The organism is uncultured Treponema sp. (genome assembly GCF_945873775.1).
Taxonomy (GTDB): domain Bacteria; phylum Spirochaetota; class Spirochaetia; order Treponematales; family Treponemataceae; genus Treponema_D.
In genome coordinates, this window is the sequence record NZ_CAMCEC010000003.1 from 110,189 (window position 1) to 130,001 (window position 19,813).

18 protein-coding genes are annotated in these 19,813 nt (G+C 39.0%); 6 read left to right on the forward strand and 12 right to left on the reverse strand.

Features of this window, described 5'->3' with window-relative positions; genetic code table 11:
- Positions 1–118 precede the first annotated feature (118 nt).
- From ilvB to Q0N70_RS02895, 3 genes are read left to right on the forward strand one after another with little or no spacing between them, the layout of a single operon-like run.
- A complete protein-coding gene (ilvB, locus tag Q0N70_RS02885) occupies positions 119–1,852 on the forward strand; it encodes a biosynthetic-type acetolactate synthase large subunit (RefSeq protein WP_294013596.1) in 1,734 nt (577 codons plus the stop codon).
- A gap of 1 nt (position 1,853) precedes the next feature.
- Positions 1,854–2,243: a PilZ domain-containing protein gene (locus tag Q0N70_RS02890; protein ID WP_273465903.1), complete on the forward strand. Its 390-nt coding sequence runs from the start codon at positions 1,854–1,856 to the stop codon at positions 2,241–2,243.
- Entirely contained in the window at positions 2,240–3,223 is a 984-nt protein-coding gene (locus Q0N70_RS02895; RefSeq protein WP_294013601.1) for an SAM-dependent methyltransferase, read from the forward strand. Before Q0N70_RS02890 ends, Q0N70_RS02895 begins: the two co-directional genes overlap by 4 nt.
- A 14-nt stretch (positions 3,224–3,237) precedes the next feature.
- Here Q0N70_RS02895 and Q0N70_RS02900 read toward each other — a convergent pair whose 3' ends face one another.
- The 6 genes from Q0N70_RS02900 to Q0N70_RS02925 all read right to left on the reverse strand — a co-directional run bounded on the left by Q0N70_RS02900 (position 3,238) and on the right by Q0N70_RS02925 (position 8,031).
- On the reverse strand, positions 3,238–3,654 hold the full coding sequence (locus Q0N70_RS02900) for an EamA family transporter (RefSeq protein ID WP_273466064.1): 417 nt from the start codon (positions 3,652–3,654) through the stop codon (positions 3,238–3,240).
- A gap of 65 nt (positions 3,655–3,719) precedes the next feature.
- Positions 3,720–4,556 carry a cysteine ABC transporter substrate-binding protein gene (locus tag Q0N70_RS02905; RefSeq protein WP_273465901.1) on the reverse strand — a complete coding sequence of 279 codons (837 nt, stop codon included), beginning with the start codon at positions 4,554–4,556 and terminating at the stop codon, positions 3,720–3,722.
- Positions 4,557–4,623: 67 nt separating this feature from the next.
- On the reverse strand, positions 4,624–5,376 hold the full coding sequence (locus tag Q0N70_RS02910) for an amino acid ABC transporter ATP-binding protein (RefSeq protein ID WP_273465900.1): 753 nt from the start codon (positions 5,374–5,376) through the stop codon (positions 4,624–4,626).
- A gap of 17 nt (positions 5,377–5,393) precedes the next feature.
- On the reverse strand, positions 5,394–6,098 hold the full coding sequence (locus Q0N70_RS02915) for an amino acid ABC transporter permease (RefSeq protein ID WP_273465899.1): 705 nt from the start codon (positions 6,096–6,098) through the stop codon (positions 5,394–5,396).
- A complete protein-coding gene (locus tag Q0N70_RS02920; RefSeq protein ID WP_273465898.1) occupies positions 6,076–6,738 on the reverse strand; it encodes an amino acid ABC transporter permease in 663 nt (220 codons plus the stop codon). The genes Q0N70_RS02915 and Q0N70_RS02920 overlap by 23 nt, the downstream gene beginning before the upstream one ends.
- 69 nt (positions 6,739–6,807) lie before the next feature.
- Positions 6,808–8,031 (reverse strand): OmpA family protein, encoded by a 1,224-nt coding sequence (locus tag Q0N70_RS02925; protein WP_294013609.1) that lies wholly within the window; start codon positions 8,029–8,031, stop codon positions 6,808–6,810.
- Positions 8,032–8,053: 22 nt separating this feature from the next.
- On the opposite strand from Q0N70_RS02925, the gene Q0N70_RS02930 reads away from it, so the two are divergent.
- On the forward strand, positions 8,054–8,494 hold the full coding sequence (locus Q0N70_RS02930; protein ID WP_273354896.1) for a Holliday junction resolvase-like protein: 441 nt from the start codon (positions 8,054–8,056) through the stop codon (positions 8,492–8,494).
- A 5-nt stretch (positions 8,495–8,499) separates the two neighbouring features.
- Here the strand turns inward: Q0N70_RS02930 and Q0N70_RS02935 are convergent, their stop codons facing one another.
- The 5 genes from Q0N70_RS02935 to asnS all read right to left on the reverse strand — a co-directional run bounded on the left by Q0N70_RS02935 (position 8,500) and on the right by asnS (position 16,118).
- A complete protein-coding gene (locus tag Q0N70_RS02935; protein WP_294013642.1) occupies positions 8,500–10,266 on the reverse strand; it encodes a bifunctional diguanylate cyclase/phosphodiesterase in 1,767 nt (588 codons plus the stop codon).
- Between the two features lie 71 nt (positions 10,267–10,337).
- Entirely contained in the window at positions 10,338–12,215 is a 1,878-nt protein-coding gene (gene guaA / locus Q0N70_RS02940) for a glutamine-hydrolyzing GMP synthase (RefSeq protein WP_294013645.1), read from the reverse strand.
- Positions 12,216–12,265: 50 nt separating this feature from the next.
- Positions 12,266–13,555: a YhjD/YihY/BrkB family envelope integrity protein gene (locus Q0N70_RS02945; RefSeq protein ID WP_294013648.1), complete on the reverse strand. Its 1,290-nt coding sequence runs from the start codon at positions 13,553–13,555 to the stop codon at positions 12,266–12,268.
- Positions 13,552–14,451, reverse strand: coding sequence for a hypothetical protein (locus Q0N70_RS02950; RefSeq protein WP_273465893.1), 900 nt, complete (start codon positions 14,449–14,451; stop codon positions 13,552–13,554). Before Q0N70_RS02950 ends, Q0N70_RS02945 begins: the two co-directional genes overlap by 4 nt.
- A gap of 206 nt (positions 14,452–14,657) precedes the next feature.
- On the reverse strand, positions 14,658–16,118 hold the full coding sequence (gene asnS / locus Q0N70_RS02955) for an asparagine--tRNA ligase (protein ID WP_294013653.1): 1,461 nt from the start codon (positions 16,116–16,118) through the stop codon (positions 14,658–14,660).
- Positions 16,119–16,672: 554 nt separating this feature from the next.
- Here asnS and Q0N70_RS02960 point away from each other — a divergent pair.
- Together Q0N70_RS02960 and Q0N70_RS02965 are read left to right on the forward strand one after the other, a co-directional pair.
- Positions 16,673–17,491 (forward strand): sigma-70 family RNA polymerase sigma factor, encoded by an 819-nt coding sequence (locus Q0N70_RS02960; protein ID WP_013702166.1) that lies wholly within the window; start codon positions 16,673–16,675, stop codon positions 17,489–17,491.
- 155 nt (positions 17,492–17,646) lie between these two features.
- A complete protein-coding gene (locus Q0N70_RS02965; protein WP_277079057.1) occupies positions 17,647–18,543 on the forward strand; it encodes an MBL fold metallo-hydrolase in 897 nt (298 codons plus the stop codon).
- Between the two features lie 71 nt (positions 18,544–18,614).
- On the opposite strand, the gene Q0N70_RS02970 is transcribed toward Q0N70_RS02965, so the two are convergent.
- Positions 18,615–19,601, reverse strand: coding sequence for a hypothetical protein (locus Q0N70_RS02970; RefSeq protein ID WP_294013664.1), 987 nt, complete (start codon positions 19,599–19,601; stop codon positions 18,615–18,617).
- Positions 19,602–19,813: the final 212 nt, after the last annotated feature.

Here is a 19,813-nt window from a genome sequence, read left to right on the forward strand (position 1 = left end):
TAAGTAGCCGTAGGCTACGACCGGATAAGGGAGCTATTTTACAATAACCAGTGTTCTGCGAGTTTGCCGTAAGACTACGATTTTTCAGTAAATAAAAAAATAAAAGGAATATTAAGAAATGAAAATTACAGGTTCACAAGTTGTTATAGAATGTCTTATAGAGCAGGGAGTTGATACTGTTTTCGGTTATCCAGGCGGAAACATTCTTAACATTTATGATGCTCTTTATAAAAATTCAGGCAGAATAAATCATATATTGACTGCGCATGAACAAGGTGCTGCTCATGCTGCGGATGGATATGCGCGTGCAACTGGAAAAGTTGGAGTGTGCATGGCAACAAGCGGTCCGGGTGCTACAAATCTTGTTACAGGAATTGCAACTGCATATATGGATTCAAGTCCGATTGTTGCAATTACTTGCAATGTTCCAAACAATCTTTTGGGAAAAGATACGTTTCAGGAAATTGACATTACAGGCGTGACTATGCCGATTACAAAGCAAAACTTCATGGTTCGCGATGTAAAGGATTTGGCAAAGACTATCCGCGAGGCATTTTTTATTGCAAAGACCGGTCGTCCTGGCCCTGTTCTGATTGATATTTTAAAAGATGTTACTGCTGCGGAAGTTGAATTTGAGCCGCTTTCAAAAGAAAATGAAAGAAACGGTATTCTCATAGAAAATCATTCAAATTTAAAAAGAATCGCTGAAATAAATATTCCTTCAGAAGAAAATATAAAAAAAGTTGCAGAGCTGATAAATAATTCAGAACGCCCTTTTATTTATGCTGGCGGCGGAATTGGAATAAGCGGCGCAGAAAAAGAACTTCTTGAGCTTGCGGAAAAAGCAAATATTCCTGTAAGTGAAAGTCTTATGGCCCGCTCATCGTTCCCGGCAAATCATCCGCTATGCACTTGGATGATTGGAATGCACGGAACAAAAGCAAGCAACATGGGCGTTACAGAGTGCGACCTTTTGATTTCTCTTGGCTCAAGATTCAGCGACCGTGTTATTTTGGATTCTTCTAAATTTGCGCAGAATGCAAAAGTTGTCCATATTGATATTGACCCTGCGGAAATTAATAAAAATATTCCGGCTTACACATCGCTTGTTGGAGATTTAAAGCAAATCCTTAGCCGCCTTATTCCTTCCGTTGAAAAAAAAGAACGCAAGGAATGGATTGATCAAATTCAGGCATGGAAAAAAGAATATCCTGAATGCTACGACAAAAAGCCAGAGCATTCCATAAATCCAAAATTTATCTGCGAATGTATAAACAAAATTGCAGGTGAAAATACATTTATCACAACTGAAGTTGGTCAGCATCAAATGTGGACAGCTCAGTTTTATCCGTTCACAAAGCCTAGAACTTTTATAACTTCCGGCGGATTGGGAACAATGGGATTTGGAACTGGAGCTGCAATGGGAGTTCAGTTTGCGGACAAAAATAATCGCGTTGTGCATATTGCAGGCGATGGCTCGTTCCGCATGAACTGCAATGAGCTTGCGACAATTCAGCATTATAATCTTCCGATTGTAATTATTGTTGTGAACAACCACGCGCTTGGAAATGTAAGAATGTGGCAACGTCTTTTCTACGGAAAAAGATTCAGCCAGACAACTCTTGACTTTGGACCGAACTGGTGCAAACTTGCTGATGCTTACGGAATTAAAGGCTACAAGGCGAGCAATGCAAAGGAATTTGAAAAAGTTTTCAAGGAAGCTTTTGACGCAAAAAAGCCGGCAGTAATCGATGCTGAAGTTGACATTGACGAAATGGTTCTCCCTATGGTTCCAGGCGGAAAACCGATTTACGACATGATTATGAAACTCAGCGAAGAGGTTATGAACTGATATGAAAAAGGAGCTCAGAGGGGAAGAGCGTTTTAATGAAATTGGGCGTATTGATTGTGAACGTATCTGCGCCTTGCCCGGAGTCCTTGAAGATATAAGCATGTCTGGATTCAGTGCGCATTTTCCAAATCCTGTCTTTGTAGATGCGGAAGATGAATATACTGTATTTATAACTTTTTCACGGCAGGATTTTTCACGTCCGCTAGAATTTGTCTGTGTTCCAAAATGGAAAAACGAAGACGAAAGTGAAACTGAAATTGGATTTAAGATTTTGCGTTCTCCGGATTCTCCTGTATTGGCTTCCTTTATAAACAGCCTTCAGGAAAATTCCGAGGAAAATCCTGATCTTGCCGATATGATTATTTCTCCAGAAGCGGAATTTGTAGAATGAGCATTTCAATAGAAAAAATTTCAGGCGCGGCGTTTATTCCTTTTCCAGAAATGGATGGAATTTTAAAGGACGAGCTAAAAGAACGTTTTTCTGTTTCTATGGAAAATGCTATTTCTTACGGGGAACTTCTTTACATTCCTGACTACAGCGCAAAAAATTCTGACGGAGCTTTTAAAGTTCCTTACTTTTGCAGAAGCGCAATGCTTGAGCCTTTCATTTTGAAATTTGATTCAATTGGAGAAGCCGCTGTTGAACTGAAAAAAATTCAACGTTCCTGGGCTTCATGCAGTTCAACTTGTTTTAGAAGAGCCGCATTGATTCAGGAAAAACTTCCGTATATAAATTTCAAGCCTAAAAATTTTCCTGTAAAACTTCCTGCATCAGAAATTGGACTTTTCTGTTTGCTTGATAAATGCGAGATGATTGCTTCCGCAAAAACTTCCAGTCCGCTTCCTGCAGGAAAAATTTCATTTATAGAAGATCACGAAAATCCTCCAAGCCGTGCGTATTTAAAAATTCAGGAAAGCCTTTCTGTTGCAGACAGCATTTTTGGCTGCGGACTTCCTTCTGCTTCTTCAAGGTGCTTTGAAGCTGGAGCGTGTCCCGGCGGCTGGACTTACGTTCTTGTGAATTTAGGCGCAAAAGTTTTTGCAGTTGACAGAAGCGAGCTTGTTCCGTCTTTAATGAAAAATCCGCTTGTGGAATTTTTGGCGCATGATGCTTTTACATTGAAGCCTGAATCTCTTGGAGAATTTGACTGGGTTTTCAGCGACGTGATTTGCTACCCTGAACGTCTTCTTGAATGGATAAAAATGTGGCTTGAAAGCGGAAAAACTAAAAAGATGATTTGCACAATAAAAATGCAGGGAAAAGCTGACTGGAATCTGATTTCAAAGTTTGAAGAAATTCCAGACAGTAAAGTTTTGCATTTGAATTATAATAAGCACGAACTGACTTTTATACATTGCCAGAACGACTGAAAGAATTTTGAAATTTATTTTATCATAAGAATTGTTCCAGCCGTCAAAAGAGCCATTCCTGCCAATGTTCTTGCCGTGAACTGTTCATGCAAAAAAACAAACGCAAGAATTAATGTAAGCACAACACTCATTTTGTCGATTGGAACAACTTTTGAAGCTTCACCGATTTGCAGCGCCTTATAATAGCATAGCCAGGAAGCTCCCGTTGCAAGCCCAGAAAGAATTAAAAATATCCAGCTTCTTTTGTTTATTTCGGAAATGCCAGATTGCGCGCTTGTTACAAACACCATGAGCCAAGACATTGCAAGAACAACCGCAGTTCTTATTGCTGTTGCAAGATTTGAGTTTACGCCGTCAATTCCTATTTTTGCAAGAATTGAAGTTAGCGCGGCAAATACAGAAGATAAGATTGCAAAAATTAACCACATAATTTTCATTAAAAAAAAGAGACTGCTTGTAAAAAGCAATCTCTTTTTAGTTTCCTTTTTGTTTTTTATTAAAGTTTTCCGCCTTCAACTACAAGAGCGTCTGCGTCAGAATCTGCTCCATAAGTTGAACGAAGAGTCGCTTCATAGTCAGCATGGAAAAAGTTTTCTTTTCCGAGTTCTACGATTTCATTGTTTAGCCATTCAAGAAGGCTTGAGTTTCCTTTTTGAACTGCGGCAGCGATTGTGTCAAGTTCACCAAGACTTTCAATTCCAACTTTGTATCCAGGATTTTCCAAAGCCCAGGCAAGAACTTCTGTGTTGTCTGTTGACATTCCGGCTCCTCTTCCGTCAAGCAGGGCGGCGTAGGCTTCTGCATACTGGTCGAATTTTAAAAGCTCAACTTCTGGATAATTTTTTGTAAAATAAGTTTCAGCTGTAGTTCCTTTGCTGATTATAAGTTTTTTTCCAATCAAGTCTTCAGGCTTTGTAACGAGAGCTGATTCCGGGGAAACAACTCCAAGCGCAACCTTCATGTAAGGAAGCGCAAAGTCAACTTTTTCTGCACGTTCTGGAGTTACTGTAAAGTTTGCAAGAACAATGTCAACTTTTCCTGTAACAAGAAATTCAACGCGGCTTGCGGCTTCAACTGGAACGTACTTTACTTTTACGCCAAGATCTTTTGCGATGCGGTTGCCAAAGTAAACATCGTATCCTTGGTACTCGCCGTATTCATCAACATATCCAAAAGGCTTTTTGTCGCTGAAAACTGCTATTTTTATTTCTCCGCTTTTCTTTATCTGCTCAACAGTTCTTGCGGAAGTTTTATTTTCTTTTGTGCAGGCTGAAAATAAAGCAAGGATTGCTGCAATTCCGGCGGCAAGAATAGTTCCGTTTTTTGTTTTCATAGTTCTACCTCTTTTGTTTAAGATAGAATAAACATACTTGTTTGATAGGAAAATGTCAAGCGCAATTTCAATTATTTTTTACTTTGTCAAACATAAAGGCTTTTAGGAATTTTCTAGCGCGTTCAGTTTTTGGATTGTTGAAAAACTGTTCCGGCTTTGATATTTCTACAATTTTTCCTTCATCAATGAAAACAATTCTGTCCGCAACTGCACGGGCAAATTCAAGCTGATGGGTTACAATTACCATTGTGCGCCCTTCTTTTGCAAGGTTTACCATTACGTCCAAAACTTCCCGCACCATTTCCGGGTCAAGAGCAGCTGTAACTTCATCAAACAAAAGAACTTCTGGATGCATGCAAAGCGCGCGTACAATTGCAACTCTCTGTTTTTGTCCGCCGGAAAGTTCTCTTGGATATGAATCTTTTTTTTCAAGAAGTCCGACTCTTTCAAGCCAAAGTTCTGCTTCTTTTTTTACGTCATCAGAATTTCTTCCCTGCGCTTTTACAGGTCCAAGCAAAATATTTTTTTCAACAGTTAAATGCGGAAACAAATCGTAGCTTTGAAAAACCATTCCGATTTTTTGGCGGATTAAATGCATATTCTTTTTTCTATTGCTGATTATTTCGCCGTCCAAAAGAATTTCGCCTTGCTGAATTTCTTCAAGTCCGTTTATGCATCTTAAGAGCGTGCTTTTTCCGCAGCCGGAAGGTCCTAAAATTACTACGACTTCTCCGCGCTCAACTTCAAGCGAAACTCCATTTAGAATTCCTCCGACTTTTGGAAATTCTTTTTTTATGTCTTTTATTTCTAGCAAGCTCATTTTTTTACTCCAAAGTTTTAATTGTCTTTTTGACGTTTTTCAAGTTTTCCTGCAAGAATTGAAAGCGGCCAGCAGACTATAAAGTACATGAAAAAAATAACAGCGTAGACTGCGATTGCGGCTGTGGGAACTGTAAGCCGGCTTGCGTCAATTATTTGCTGACCGATTTTTACAACTTCGATTACACCGACAAAAACTACAATTGAAGTTGTCTTTATCATTCTTGTTATTAAGTTCATGGCAAGCGGAATAAGCCGGCGCAAAGTCTGTGGAATAATTACGTAAATGTAAATCTGCTTTTCGTTAAGTCCGATTGATTTTGCGCTTTCGTATTGATGACGCGGAATGCTTTCAAGCGCGCCTCTTACAAGGTCTCCCATTTCCGCCGTTCCCCAAAGCGTGAATACAAGAACAGATGCCGCCTCTCCGCTGATTGAAATTCCGAATGCCCGCGTAAGTCCGAAGTACGCCAGAAAAAGCAAAACAAGCTGAGGCATAATGCGCATAAACTCAAGATAAATTTTGCAGGCAATCTGAAGCGGTTTTATTTTTACAGTCATAAGCGCGCCAAGCAAGAAGCCAAGTATAATTGAAAAAACTACGGAAACTGCCGCAATTTCAATTGTAACAAGAAGTCCCTGCAAAAGACGCAGAAAATTTTTCCCCATGAAAATTACGCTGAATGAATTTGTAATTGAATCAAGCATTTCCGAACTGTGCATAGCGGAGCTTCCTTTCTGCAAATGAACTTAAAATTGTTATTGGCAAAAGCAAAATAAAATATGAAATCACCAAAAGAAAAAGCGCTTCTTCTGTTTTGTAGTAAAGCCCGATTAAATCCTTTGCAATGTACATAAGATCTGCGAGGGCGACTGCACTGAACATTGAAGTTTCTTTTATAAGGAACATTGTGTTTGCGCAAATTCCCGGTATTGAAACTGAAAATGCCTGCGGAAGAATTACAAAGCGCACAATCTGAAATTCTGTAAGCCCAATGCATCTTCCTGATTCAAGTTGAACTCTTCCGACTGTTTCAAGGGAGCTTCTGAATGTTTCTGCCATGTAGCTTCCGCCTAAAAAAGTCAAGCCGATAATTCCGCATTGCTCAGAAGAAAGTTTTATTCCCATTTTTGGAAAAGCGAAATATAAAAAAAACAATTGGATTAACAATGGCGTGTTCCGTGAAAGTTCTGTGTACGCTTTTACAATTTCTTTTGCAACAGGAATTTTCCAATAGCGGATTACGGCGCAAAAAAGTCCAAGCGCAATCGAAAGAACAACTCCTGCAAGTCCAGCTTTTAAAGTTAGAATCGCAGCTTTTTCGTACAGAGGAATCACTTGATGAATAAAGCCAAAGTCCATAATTCCTATAAGTCTAATTGGAAAAGAAATATTGGTCAACAGACTTTTGCTTTAAAAATTTCCACTGAACTATTTATCCATGATTGTGATTTCAACGCGGCGGTTTCTTGCTTTGCCTTCTTCGGTTCTGTTGGTTGCGACTGGACGTTCCGCTCCAAAGCCTTGAGTGAACACGTGGAATCTGTCCCGCACATTCAGTCCGATTAAATATTCTGCCACTGCGCTTGCTCTTTCTTCGCTTAGGATTTTCCGCATTTTTTCTGTTCCAGCAAGAGCTGTGTGCCCTGTAACTAAAATATCGTTGTCCGGCCAGTTTTCAAGAATTTTTGCAATCTGCTGAATTTTAAGTTTTTCACTTTCCAAAAGAACTGCGCTGTCCGGCTCAAACTGAATATTTTCTATTGCGATTGTAAGTCCTTTTTCATCTGGCTTTACGGTAACATTTTCAAGTCCAAGTTCTTTTATTTTTTTCTGCACGGAAGAAATATTTTCAGTTGTATTTGTCCTTGCGAATTCTGTAACTTCCGCATGGGCTGTTCCTCTGAATTCAAAAATGTTTCCGGCGGCAGTTTCTATAAAAATTTTGAATGACTCTGAATAGTGATCAATCGCGCCTTTTTCATTGTCCCAAAAAATTGTCTCGTCGCTGAATCCACGAGTTGTAACTGGATAATCATTAAGCTCGTAATTTTGAATCGGAGGATTTTCCATGTACATCGTGTAGCGGACTCTTATTTTATAAAGCCCGGAATTTTCATCGCGTCCTTCGTAAGTGTACTCAGCGTTGAAAGGAACTTTGTACGGCTTTTCAATTCCAAATCCTTTTCTTAAGTCGTGGGCTTCGTGTCCTTTTGCAGTCCATTTTTCTCCCGGCACAATTTCTTTGTCTGGAAAAATCGGAACATCGCGCACGGTCGGCATAAAATATTCATCTGCAATTGTGTAAGTTCCGTTTTTGCTTCTTTTAAAAATGCTTTTGTAATCTTCGCCGTAAGAAAATTTTGCGCCTGTGTAAGTTCCTGTGGAATCTTCTGTTGTCATAAAAATGCAATCGTGAATTCCTTGTCCATCTTTTGTTACGTCTGTAATTTCCGCGGAAACTCTGTTTATGATTATTGAGTGATGGCTTTTGCGGTGATTTACAAAAATGTCTTCGTCAACTGTTGAAAGAATTCTGTAGCGGTCGCCTTTTTGATATTTAAATTCAAATTTTACGCCTTCCGAATTTTCCTGCGCAAAAAATAAAGATGCAAAAATTAGCAAAACTGAAATCAATAAGATTTTTCTTTTCATGCTGATATGATAAAATTGAATCATGGAAATTTCAACAGTGCAAGAACTTTTAAACGGAAAATTTATTTTTTGTGTTGCAATGATTTGCATGATGCTGATTGGATTTGTTTTAGGCAGTCTTATACAAAAGCTAAAGAATTCTTCAGAATTTAAAAAGCAAAGAAAAGATGCCGTGAACAGAAGTCGCGCGGTTTTGGGCGGACAGTTCAGCGAGCAGCTCGCTCCATTTTTGCCTGGCTTTCCATGCAATCCGGGCGATGTGCGTTTTGTAGGCAAGCCAATCGATTTTGTTGCTTTTCCTGGGAGCGCAGAAGGTGGCGATATAAAAGAAATTTATTTTATAGAAGTAAAGTCCGGTCAGAGCAAGCTAAGTCCGCGGGAAAAACAAATCAAGCTGGCAGTGGAGCAGGGCAGAGTAAAATATCTTGAATATAGAATTCCCGATGGAAACAACAAGCATTAAAAATTCTAATTGCTAGTTTTGCTCAGGTTTTCTACAAGAAGTTTTTCGCATTGCTCTTTTGGCATTGGCTTTCCCAGCAGAAATCCTTGAATTGTGCGGCAGTTGAATTTCTGAATCATTTTCAGCTGCTCTTCATTTTCAACGCCTTCAGCAATTGTGTTTAATCCCATTTTTGAAACAAGCGAAATAATGCTTTCCGTAAGGTTCGCTTCAAATCCGTCTTTTGCCGCAATGTTTGAAACAAACGACTTGTCAATCTTTAAAGTTGTAAGCGGCAGAAGCTGCAAATATCTTAAAGAAGAATATCCTGTTCCAAAGTCATCGAGAGAAAGTCCCACACCTTGCTCTCTTATTTTGTTCAGTTTGGATATTGTGTCTTCCACGTTGTCAATAAGAACGCCTTCTGTAATTTCAATTTCAAGATGCTTTTTGTCTATTCCGGATTTTTCAATTTTCTTAAACAGCTTTTCAATAAAATCTTCTTGAACAAACTGAACTGGAGAAACATTCACAGACATTATTCCGTTGAAGCTGAATTTCATTTCCCATTCTTTTATTGTTGCGAGCGCAGTTGTCATAACCCAGTCTCCGAGCGGAACAACAAGATGAGTTTCCTCTGCGAGCGGAATGAACTGCTCAGGACTTATCCAGCCCAAGTCGCTGTCGTACCATCTAAGGAGCGCTTCAAATCCGCGCAGTTCTTTTGTCTTTGCGTCAAATTGCGGCTGGTAATAAAGCTGAAAATTTCTGCTTGCCATTGCCTTTGACATTTTTGTTTCGATATTCAGCTTGCTTAGGAATTTTTCCTGCATGAGCGAATGGAAACAGGCAACGTTGTTTTTGCCGTTTTTCTTTGCTTCGATTTTTGCCATGTCAGCGAACTTTAAAAGGTCTTCGGTTTTTTTTGAATCGTCTGGAAAGATTGAAATTCCGCCTGAAATTCCAATTCCTTCTGCATTTAAAAATCGAAGGGCTTTCTTTGAAATTTCTATAGCTTCATCGCGGTCTTTTATGTTTTTGTATAAAAGCACAAATTCATCTCCGCCGAACCTTGTCGCTGTAACTGTTTTTGATTCCATGAGTTTGAGGATTGTCGCAACTTGCTTTAAAAGCTCATCGCCTGCGTTGTGTCCTCTTGAGTCATTGATGTCTTTCATGTTGTCAATGTCAAACAAAAGAATTCCAAACTTTTCATTTTTTTCAGTCGCTTCTTTTATCTGAACTTTCATCATTGTAGAAAGCCATGCGCGGTTGTAAAGGTCTGTGAGAGAATCGTGGTATGCCGCAAACAAAAGCTGCTCGTTCAACTGCTGGATGTTTTTTAACTGCGAATCCAAATTCAGTCTGCTTGATTTTAACTGGCTTGTTACTTCCTCAAGTTTTTTGTTTTGTTCGCTCAATGCGGACTCGTATTCTTTTGCCTGCGAAACATTTGTAAGCGAAACCGCAACGTAATCGCCCGGCACGCATTTTGCCACAAGCTGAATCCATATAGAAAAATTATGAGAGTAAAAAGTTTCTTCAATTGTTTTTTTTGTTTTTATAGTTTCAACTGCCATGTCAAACCAGCTGATGTCTTGGCTGATTTTTTCCTTGAAGCTTGAAAACAGAACGCCTTCTTTTATAAAATTTTTTGTAAGGTTTCTAAAACATTCATTTACATAGACAATTGAAAAGTCCGTTATTTGTTCATCTTGCTTTACTGGAACTGCAATAATAACCGCAGCCGGGATTGTGTCCAAAATAGTTTTATATTCAGAAAGTTCAAGCATAAAATTCCTTTACATTTTTTAATTGAAAGTGCTGAAAAAAACTTTTACAAGTCTTTAACAGCATTAAAAATTTATTCCCAGCCGAAAGTTGCAGGCGGCTTGTTTGTAAGATCAAAAAATATTGCGTCAACATAAGGCAGCTTGGAAATTTCCTGCACAATGTCCATAAGAAGATCCTGCGGAAGCTGTGCGAACCTTGCTGTCATTACGTCTTCTGAACAAAGCGGGCGCAAAACAAAACTGCATCTTTTCTTTGATGAAGCATAAGGCAAGTTGATTGTAAGATGCTGGAAAATTTTATTGTACCATCCGCTTTTGTGAAGAGCCGTAAGAACTATGTCGTCGGCATCTCTTGTCTGGTCAAGCCGCTCTTTTGTGCAGTAGCCTTCCTGAAGCTTTAAGTCTTCATCTTTTACCGAAGGATTTTGCCACAAGCGGATTATCGTTCTGTTTATAAATGACGCGCTGTTTGTAATCTGGCTTGATGCGGCTTCAAGTTTTTCCCATTTTTTTGGAAGATGATAAAAGCCGTTTTCCATTTTTGCAAAACTGATTACAGACGGAAATCTGTAAGTGCGGAAGTCTCCTTGAACACCTACGGACTTTACAGGCAGAATGTATTTTTCAAGATTCGCAGAACATTTTGCGCAGAACATTTCAAGCTGGACTTTTGAAATTTCTTCCTGAGCTTTTTTAAATTCTTCTTTATCATTTTCCGGCATTGTTCCGTTGGAGCAAAGCACATTGATGCTTAATCCAGGTCCTGGGAAAGGATGGCGCATTACAAGCTCATCTTCAAGTCCAAGTTTTTTTCCAATCGCGCGAACTTCATCTTTGTACAAATCTTTTAGAGGCTCAATAATCAAGCCTTTTTCAATTAGCTTTTGTATTCCGTCTACGCGGTTATGATGAGTTTTTATTACATTTGAATTTTTTGTTCCGCCGCTTTCAATGATGTCCGGATACAAAGTTCCCTGCGCCAAAAGCCATTTGTCCTCATCAAGTTTCTGCTTTGCCACAACTTCATTGCGCACTGTAATAAAATTTTCACCAATCGCCATTCTTTTTTTCTGCGGGTCGGTAAGATTTTCTACAGCCTTTAAGAAACTTTTGCTTGCGTCTTCGACAATGAAATTTGAAAATCCGTGGCTTTTGTATGCCTCTTCAACTTTCTTGCTTTCATTCTTGCGCATAAAGCCGTTGTCTATATGAAGTCCCATAACTCTTTCCTGTCCCAAAGCTTTGTTTAAAAGTGCGAACGCTACAGTAGAATCAACTCCGCCGCTTAAAAAGAGAAGGACATTTTTATCGTTTGCCTGATTTCTTATTGAATCGATTATGTGGTTCAGAACTGTGTCCTGATCCCAGTTTTTTTCCATTCCGCAGAACTTTGCAAAGTTTTCAAGAATTTTATTTCCGCAAGGAGTGTCTTTTACTTCGCAGTGGAACTGAAGGCTGAATCGTTTTTTTTCAAGATTCTGAAGCGCGGCGAATTCGCAGTCCTTTGTAGAGCCGACAGTTTCAAATCCGTCTCCTGGTTTTACAACAGCGTCCTGATGGCTCATCCAAACTTGCTGCGGACTTTCAATTTCTTCAAACAGCGGACAGTTTATATTTTTATTCAGTTCTAAAGTTGCAAATCCAAATTCCCCGACCAAGGCTTTCTGTGCTTTTCCGTTGTAGCCGGTTTGAACTACATAATGTCCGTAGCAAAGACCGAGGATTGGAATATCAAGCTTAAGAATTTCAGAATTGAATTCAGGAGCATTTTTATCATAGATACTGGACGGACCTCCGCTAAGCACAATTCCTTTTGCATTTTTGAATGTTTCAAGCCCGGCGGAAGGCAAGGCGATTTCTGAATAATAACCCATCATGCGGAATCTTTTTGCAATAAGGTGGGCATACTGGCTTCCAAAATCTAAAACAACAATTTTTAAACGTTCCATGAAATATAATTATACCTCATATCCAATTTTTAGCCAAGTTAAAAGGAATTTTATTCTATGGCTGAAAACGTTCTCTTAGAATATTTTCTTATTTGACTAAGCGCCTTTACTCCGATTTTTGGATTTTTTTCTATGAGCTTTTGGAACACGGAGTAATGGATTTTTATGACTTTTGATTTTCCAATTGAAACTGCGTCTTCCTGCCGGTGCTTTTTTAAAAGACATTCGCCTTCGCCAAAAAATGCGCCTTGATTTAAAACCTGCCCTTCATTTTTGTGTATAAGCAAAATGCTTCCGCTCGCAATGTAAAAACAGAATTCGCTTTTTGAATTTTTTCTGTAAACAAAATTTCCGTCGTTGAAATTTAATGCGTGTGAATCTTTTTTAAGAAGAAAATACGGATTTATAAAAAGAAACCGTTTTATATTTGAAAAGAATTTTCCGTCTTGTTTTTCAGGCAGAAGATAAAGCTCGCACAAAAGCAACGTTTCAAAAAACTGATAGACATAAAGCCACTGAGCAAAAAAGAAAAAAATTATAAAGAAAAAAAACACGCCCATGAGCATTACGATAATGTTGCTTAAAACTCCGTAGACCAGGTTGTAGCGGTTTATGTTTACAAACAGGTGAAAGACTTTTGTAAGAATCCAAAACGAAGCGCAGGTTCCTGCTGAAGACAAAATGCTTATTCCCCAGGACGGATTTGTTCTGCTTCCGAATTTATACGTGAACGCCGTTGCTGCAAATAAAATTATAAACGGAACAAAACCAGCCGCTGTTTTGGAAATCAAATCTGCAATGTGATTTAACGGCTCAAGAATTCCGTAGAACCTTGGAACAAGCACGATTGTCTTTAAGCTGATTGCTATGAAAATTATCAGCGAAAATAAAATTACAAAAAGAGCTTCCCCGATGAAAACAAGAAATATATTTTTTACAGGACGCGACTTTGCATCTTTTCCAAAAATTCTTTTCAGTCCTACAATCACTGAGCTGAAAAATCTTCTTGACATCCAGACTACAGCCGCAATAATCACAACTTCAAAATTTGTAACAAGCTTAAGCGACTTTGGAAGCGAATCTTCAATGCTTATAATCTGGCTTGAAAACGGACTTGAAGAAATTAGCGCGGAAACAGTTTCTGGGGAAGCGTGCAGAACTCTAAGAAGCACAACGCAAATAATCATGCTGATTGGAACAACTGAAAGCAAAAATCCAAATGCGCAGGCAGAAGCGGAAGAAATCAAGTCGTTCGAAAAAAACAAACTTGAGCTTAAGTAAAGCGACTGCACAATGCTGAACAGCGAAATTTTTTTCAGCTGCTTTTTTTCTAAAGTCATGAAAAGTTGTGTCCGGGCTGGCTTGAAAAAGTTGAAGGCTTGGACTTGGATTTTGTTTTTGCCGCAAAGTTGTAGTAGTCCATTTGCGCGTAGTCAGTGTCGTCCTTGCGTTCTTCGTTTATGGAAAGAATCATTTTGTCTTCAATTGTTTTAAAAACATATTGGCGGATTTCATCTTTTACAGCTGAAGGAGTTTGCGGCGCAAGAAGAAGAACCCAAATTGTTCCTTGCTCTGTTTTTTTTACGGCAAAAATAACGGCTTCTGTTACAACCTGCTTTGTTCCAAGCCTGAGCGTTACGTCCTGCAATATGTAGTTTTTTGCAATTATGAGGCTTTCAAGTCCGGCGGGAATTTTTACAGCCATTCCAACGGAACTTAAGTCAAAAAGCTTGAGCTGGTGCATTTTGCTTCCGTGGTTCCAGAATAAAGCGGCGTCTTTGTCGTGCATTAAATTTGCCCGGATATACTGCCGTCTTCCTTTTGCATTTGTCTTGGTAAGAATATTTTGTATTCGCTCGGAAACTTTTTCTATTCCGTCTGAAAAATCAATTACGCTGTTTTCTGAATCTGAAAATTTCGAGAACAGTTCAATTTCATTTGGCTTTATTTTTTCGGAAATGACGGTCGCCTGAATTGTCTTGAGGCTTTCTTCCTTGTCGAAGCTGCGCAGAAAATTGAACCAGGCGCCTATTGAAAGCTGCGCATCAATGTTTATAAACAGAACAGAGCCGGGGTTTTTCCGCAGAAGATTTTTTGCGTCCCTGAAACTTTCGATAATGTAGACTTCATATTCTTTTTTCCGCAGGCTGCTTATAATGTCTTTTTTTATCGCATAAGCAGGATTCAAGAAGAATATTTTTCTGCCATACATATCGAAGTCTGTCTGTTCTGCCATTTATTCTGTCCTAGCTAGATATTATAAGCCTGCTTGCTGAATTTTGCAAATAACAAAACAGACTTGCCATATCTATGCTTGATTTTTAGTCAATTTCGAGTTTTGAAAAAACGGTTTTTTAACTATCATTCCTATGCTGACAAGTTTGTCATTGCCGTGCTTGACACGGCAATCTACTGTAATTTTTCAATTGACTTAAAATTCTTTTAGAAATCTGCGAGTTTTGGTGCCCGTGGATAAGGAATTACGTCGCGGATATTTTCCATTCCTGTAACGTAACGGATAAGGCGTTCAAAGCCCAAACCAAATCCAGAGTGAGGAACTGTACCGAATCGGCGCAAATCAAGATACCACTGATAGTTTGACATATCCATCTTGCGTTCCTCGCACGCTTTCAGCAATTTTTCGTAGTTTTCTTCGCGTTCAGAACCGCCAATCAGTTCACCAATTCCAGGAACAAGAACATCAACGGCCTTTACAGTTTTTCCGTCGTCATTCTGTTTCATGTAGAAAGATTTTATTTCTTTTGGATAGTTAAAAACCATTACAGGGCAACCGAAAATCTTTTCTGTAAGATAACGTTCATGTTCAGTTGCAATGTCGCAGCCCCAGTACGGCTTGAATTCAAATTTCGCTCCGTTCTTTTCTGCTTCCTCAAGTTTTGCAATCGCGTCTGTGTAAGAAATTCGCACGAACTTTGCTTTTGCGACTTTTTCAAGGCTTTCAATAAGACCTGACTGAATTCTTTTGTCAAAAAACTCCAAGTCTGAGCGGCATTTTGTTAAAGCCCAGTTCAAAAGATATTTTACAAAATCTTCCTGAATATCCATGTCGTCATCAAGGTCAAAGAACGCCATTTCCGGCTCAATCATCCAGAATTCTGCCAAGTGGCGCGGAGTATTTGAATTTTCTGCGCGGAAAGTCGGTCCAAAAGTGTAAACACGGCTTAATGCTGTTGCCATTGTTTCTGCTTCAAGCTGACCGGAAACAGTGAGCGACGCTTTTTTACCGAAGAAATCTTTTGAATAGTCAACAATTTTGTGCGCGTCCTCAATTTTCATTCCACCTGCGCCGGCTTTTACGCCAAGCTCAGCAATTTTTTCCATGGAAAGAGTTGTAACCTGAAACATTTCGCCTGCGCCTTCACAGTCAGAGCAAGTGATTTCCGGTGCGTTGATGTACTGGAATCCGCGCTCCTGAAAAAACGAGTGAACGGCAAAAGCCATCTGGTTTCGCACACGGTAAACTGCGCCAAAAGTATTTGTTCTGGCACGAAGATGAGCGTTTGTGCGAAGATATTCCATGGACATCCGGTTTTTCTGCAACGGATATTCTTCCGGATTGCAGGTGCCAAGACATTTTAGGCTTTCAAGAGTAACTTCCACAGCCTGACCGCTAGCCGGCGAAGAAATCAGAAGCCCTTCCGCGCGGACAGAAGCCCCAGTATTCAATTTTTTTAATTCTTCTTCTATATTATTTACATTTGCATTTGGAGAAGGTGAATTTCTGTCAAAAGTAAGCTGAATGTTTGCGAAACAGCTTCCGTCATTTACCTGAATGAAAACAAGATTTTTTGAATCGCGTACAGAACGAATCCATCCGCAAACTGTAACTTTTTGACTTTCAGGTTTTGTAGAAAGCAAATCTTTAATAATAATAGGTGTCATAATTCTACAGTTTAATGAATTGATTTTATATGGTCAATTAATGTTTTTAATCTGAAAACAGTTCCTGTTCTAAGCGGAAAGTGATTCCTGTTCTAATAGGAAGGCAGTTCCTGTTTGAACAAAACGTACATTCCTGCTGTAATAGGAACACTTTGTTTGTTTTAAAAGGAATTTGATTCCTTATTAGTTGACATTTCTGTGATACCGAGTTTGTCATTCCCGTACTTGATACGGGAATCTTATATTAGTTTATAACAGCTCCTTTGATTAAGTCGAAGTATGTACATCTTTCTGTCTACAATTTTACACTGTATATAAATTTATACAGATAATTTTTGCTTATCTGTCTACTTTTTTGCAATTTGCTTGTTTCTTTATATTTTATTTTTTAAATTAATAAAATTTTCCGATTTTTATTAGGATTTTATTTCCTTAAATTATAAGAAAATACGCATTGATTTCAAGAAAGATGCTGATTTTTGTCTGTGCTTTTCTTAACTTGGCACAATATATGCTAATATATCATAGGATTAAAAAAAGTTATGGAGTTTGTTATGGAAATTGATGTTGCCAAGGGATACCTGAATTCATTAAAAAAATATCCTCTGCTTTCCGCCGATGAAGAAATCGCGCTTGCAAAAAGAATCAAGTCTGGAGACAAGGAAGCGTTCAATCTGCTTGTTAATTCCAATCTTAGGCTTGTTGTAAGTGTTGCAGGAAGATTCAACAAAGGTGCGTTTTGCATTATGGATTTGATTCAGGAAGGAAATCTTGGGCTTATGGTTGCTGCCAAGAAATTCGATCCGGCGTTTGGAACAAGATTTTCAACTTATGCATACAGATGGATTGTACAGCGCATTATGAAATTCATCAGTGCCAACAGTTCTCCGATTTTGCTTCCGGTGCATAGGGAAACTCTTTTGCGACGTATTCAGAAGTTTCAGAATATTTTCTTTCAGCAGAACGGAAGAGAAGCCGCGGTCAAGGAACTTGCGCTTTTTGCAGGAATTTCAGAAGAGAGGTTGAATGATGTTCTTGAAACTTCTTATACAGTTGCGTCTCTTGATACTGAAGTTGCTGATGAAGGAAAAACAGTTTCGCTAGGCGATATTATCCCGGACACAGCGTTTTCCCCGGAAGAGCTTGCAATCAGAGAGGATTCTAAAAGCTGTGTTAATTTTTTTATGGATTCTTTAACAGGAATAGAAAAGAGTGTTTTGCGGCATCGTTACAATTTTGACTATGACTTGCATTCAAAAAGTTTGCGTGAAGTCGGTAGAATTGTAGGATTGAGCCAAGAGGCAGTGCGCCAGGCTGAACTCCGCGCCAAAAAACATCTTAAATCTGCAATGGAGAGTGTTTTTGCTGTTTAGGGCATTTTAGTCAGTTCTTAGTCTCCTTTTACTGTCAATTCCTCTTGCGCAGATTGAGGGGCTTCGGTTGTGAATTTTATTCAGCGCCGAAGCCTCTGTTTTTTTTATATTGTGCAGCTATTTCAAAAATCTATTCAAAGAAGTATGATGTGCTTATGAAAATGATTCTTACTGGCACTGGAACAAGCCACGGAATCCCTGTGATTGGATGCGGATGCAATGTGTGCCGTTCAAGTGATCCGAGGGATAACCGGCTAAGATGCAGCGCGTTTCTTGAAAGTCCTGTAAATATTCTTGTGGATGTCGGGCCGGAATTTAGAATTCAGGCGTTGAAATATAAAATTAACAAAATTGATGCGGTTTTTATAACTCATAGCCATGCGGATCATCTTCATGGAATTGACGACTTGCGCGTTTTTAGCCATACAAAGGCTCTTGACCCGGCGCATCCTGACAACAAGGAAACTGAAGGAGAAGGTCTTAGAATTTACACGACAACTCACGCGGAGCATGATATTCGGCACAGATTCGACTACATTTTTACTCCGATGAAAGAGGGCGGCGGAAAGCCCAAGATTCAGATTATGAGCGCGGAAAATATCAGCGAAAAAAATCCGCTTTTTATAAACGGAATTGAAATTCTGCCTGTAATGCTCAAGCACGGACATTTAGATGACCTGGGGCTTTTGTTCAGCGAGAAAGGGCAGGACGGAAAAAAGCACAGCATCGCTTACCTTACGGATTGCAGCTTTGTGCCGGAAAATTCAATTGAGCTTGTAAAAAACAACTCAGGAATTCTTGAGCATCTTGTAATCGACGGATTGCGGCTGGAACCTCATTCGACACATTTTTCATTTGAACAGGCACTTGAGGTGGCGCAAAAAATGAATCCGCGAAACGTTTATTTGACTCATATAACGCATAACATGAGCCACGTTCAAATAGAAGATTATGTAAAAAGAATTTTGTGGAAGTTTCCTCTGCTGAAAAAAAACGCAGAAAACGGATTTTATGTAGGACCTGCCTACGATGGACTTGAACTTGTGTGTTAGCCTTACATTTTTTTACATGCAAAATTCCCTGGCTGGTTTTATTTTTGCAAAGTCAGTCAGGGAATGATAGTTTACTTTATTTTTATGGCGTCTGAATCTAAGATTGCGGTTCTCCAGACGTAGCGTTCTGGATTTTCCATTTCATTAACTTCAAAAGTGTATGCGTACTGCACGAAAAGATAAGATTTGTTTGTGCTTTCAAGAAAATGGCTGAAGCCTGTTGCCAGAAGCTCTTGGCACTCTTCTTTATCTTCTAGATAGTAAACAGGATTTTTTGGATTAGTATAGTCTTTTGCGTCATGAAGTTTAGTTGAAGATACTGTGTCTGTGTCTGTTTTTTTTCCAAGGTAATTTCCAAACCAAATTACGTCATTGTTCCAGTCTGTTTCTGTGCTGGAATTTTTTGCATAGTAGGCGATTCTTGTTCCCACATTGTCTCCTTCCGGCGGAATAACGTTTAAAACTTTAACAGTCGGCTTTGTTCCATCGTAAGATAAGTCTATGTGGCGGCTTGTTAAATTTGAATAGTCGATGTCGCCTATTCCGTCTGTAGCGGTGATTATGATAATTTCTGCATCCAAGTCTTTTGAATTTTGTTTTTCATCTGTAACTTGAATACCAATGTTGAACTTGTATTTTTCGCCCGGCTCGCAAAGCGGATAAACAAATTTATATGTCTGTCCTTTGTATTTCCATGCGTCTTGTAATTCACATCTTGTTGTCCAAAAATCTTCCATGCCTTCGATGTCTTCAAGTCTTCTGATTTCAAGGTAAGTTGCATCGCTTGGAAGCGCAATTTCAAACTGGATTCCGCCTGAAACTGCTGTGGCTTTTACGTGAGCTGTTTGTGTTATTTCGGCTGCGTTTTCAATTGAGCGGCTTGAATTGTGCACAACGCCATTTTTCTTGATTCTAAGGTCAAGGACTTTTGCGCTTGTGTCATTTGTTGTGCTTTCTGTGTCATCTGAATCTGAACTGCTTGAGCCGTCTGAACAGCTTGAAAAACAAATTGCACAAATCAATGAAATTCCAAAAATAAAGTTTCTAATTTTCATCATAAAATACCTCAAGGTCATTTTACCCCCCCCGAGTTTTGTCAAGAGGTTCGGCCATGAAATTAGAAACTATTTTTTTTAGTCTGAATTTTGATAAAAATAATCAATTAAGTGTCATTCCCGTGCTATGACACGGGAATCTATTGTAAACTTTCGATAGGATTATCGGGTTGAGCCCGATAATGACACTAAATTGCAAAACTCGAAATTAGTGA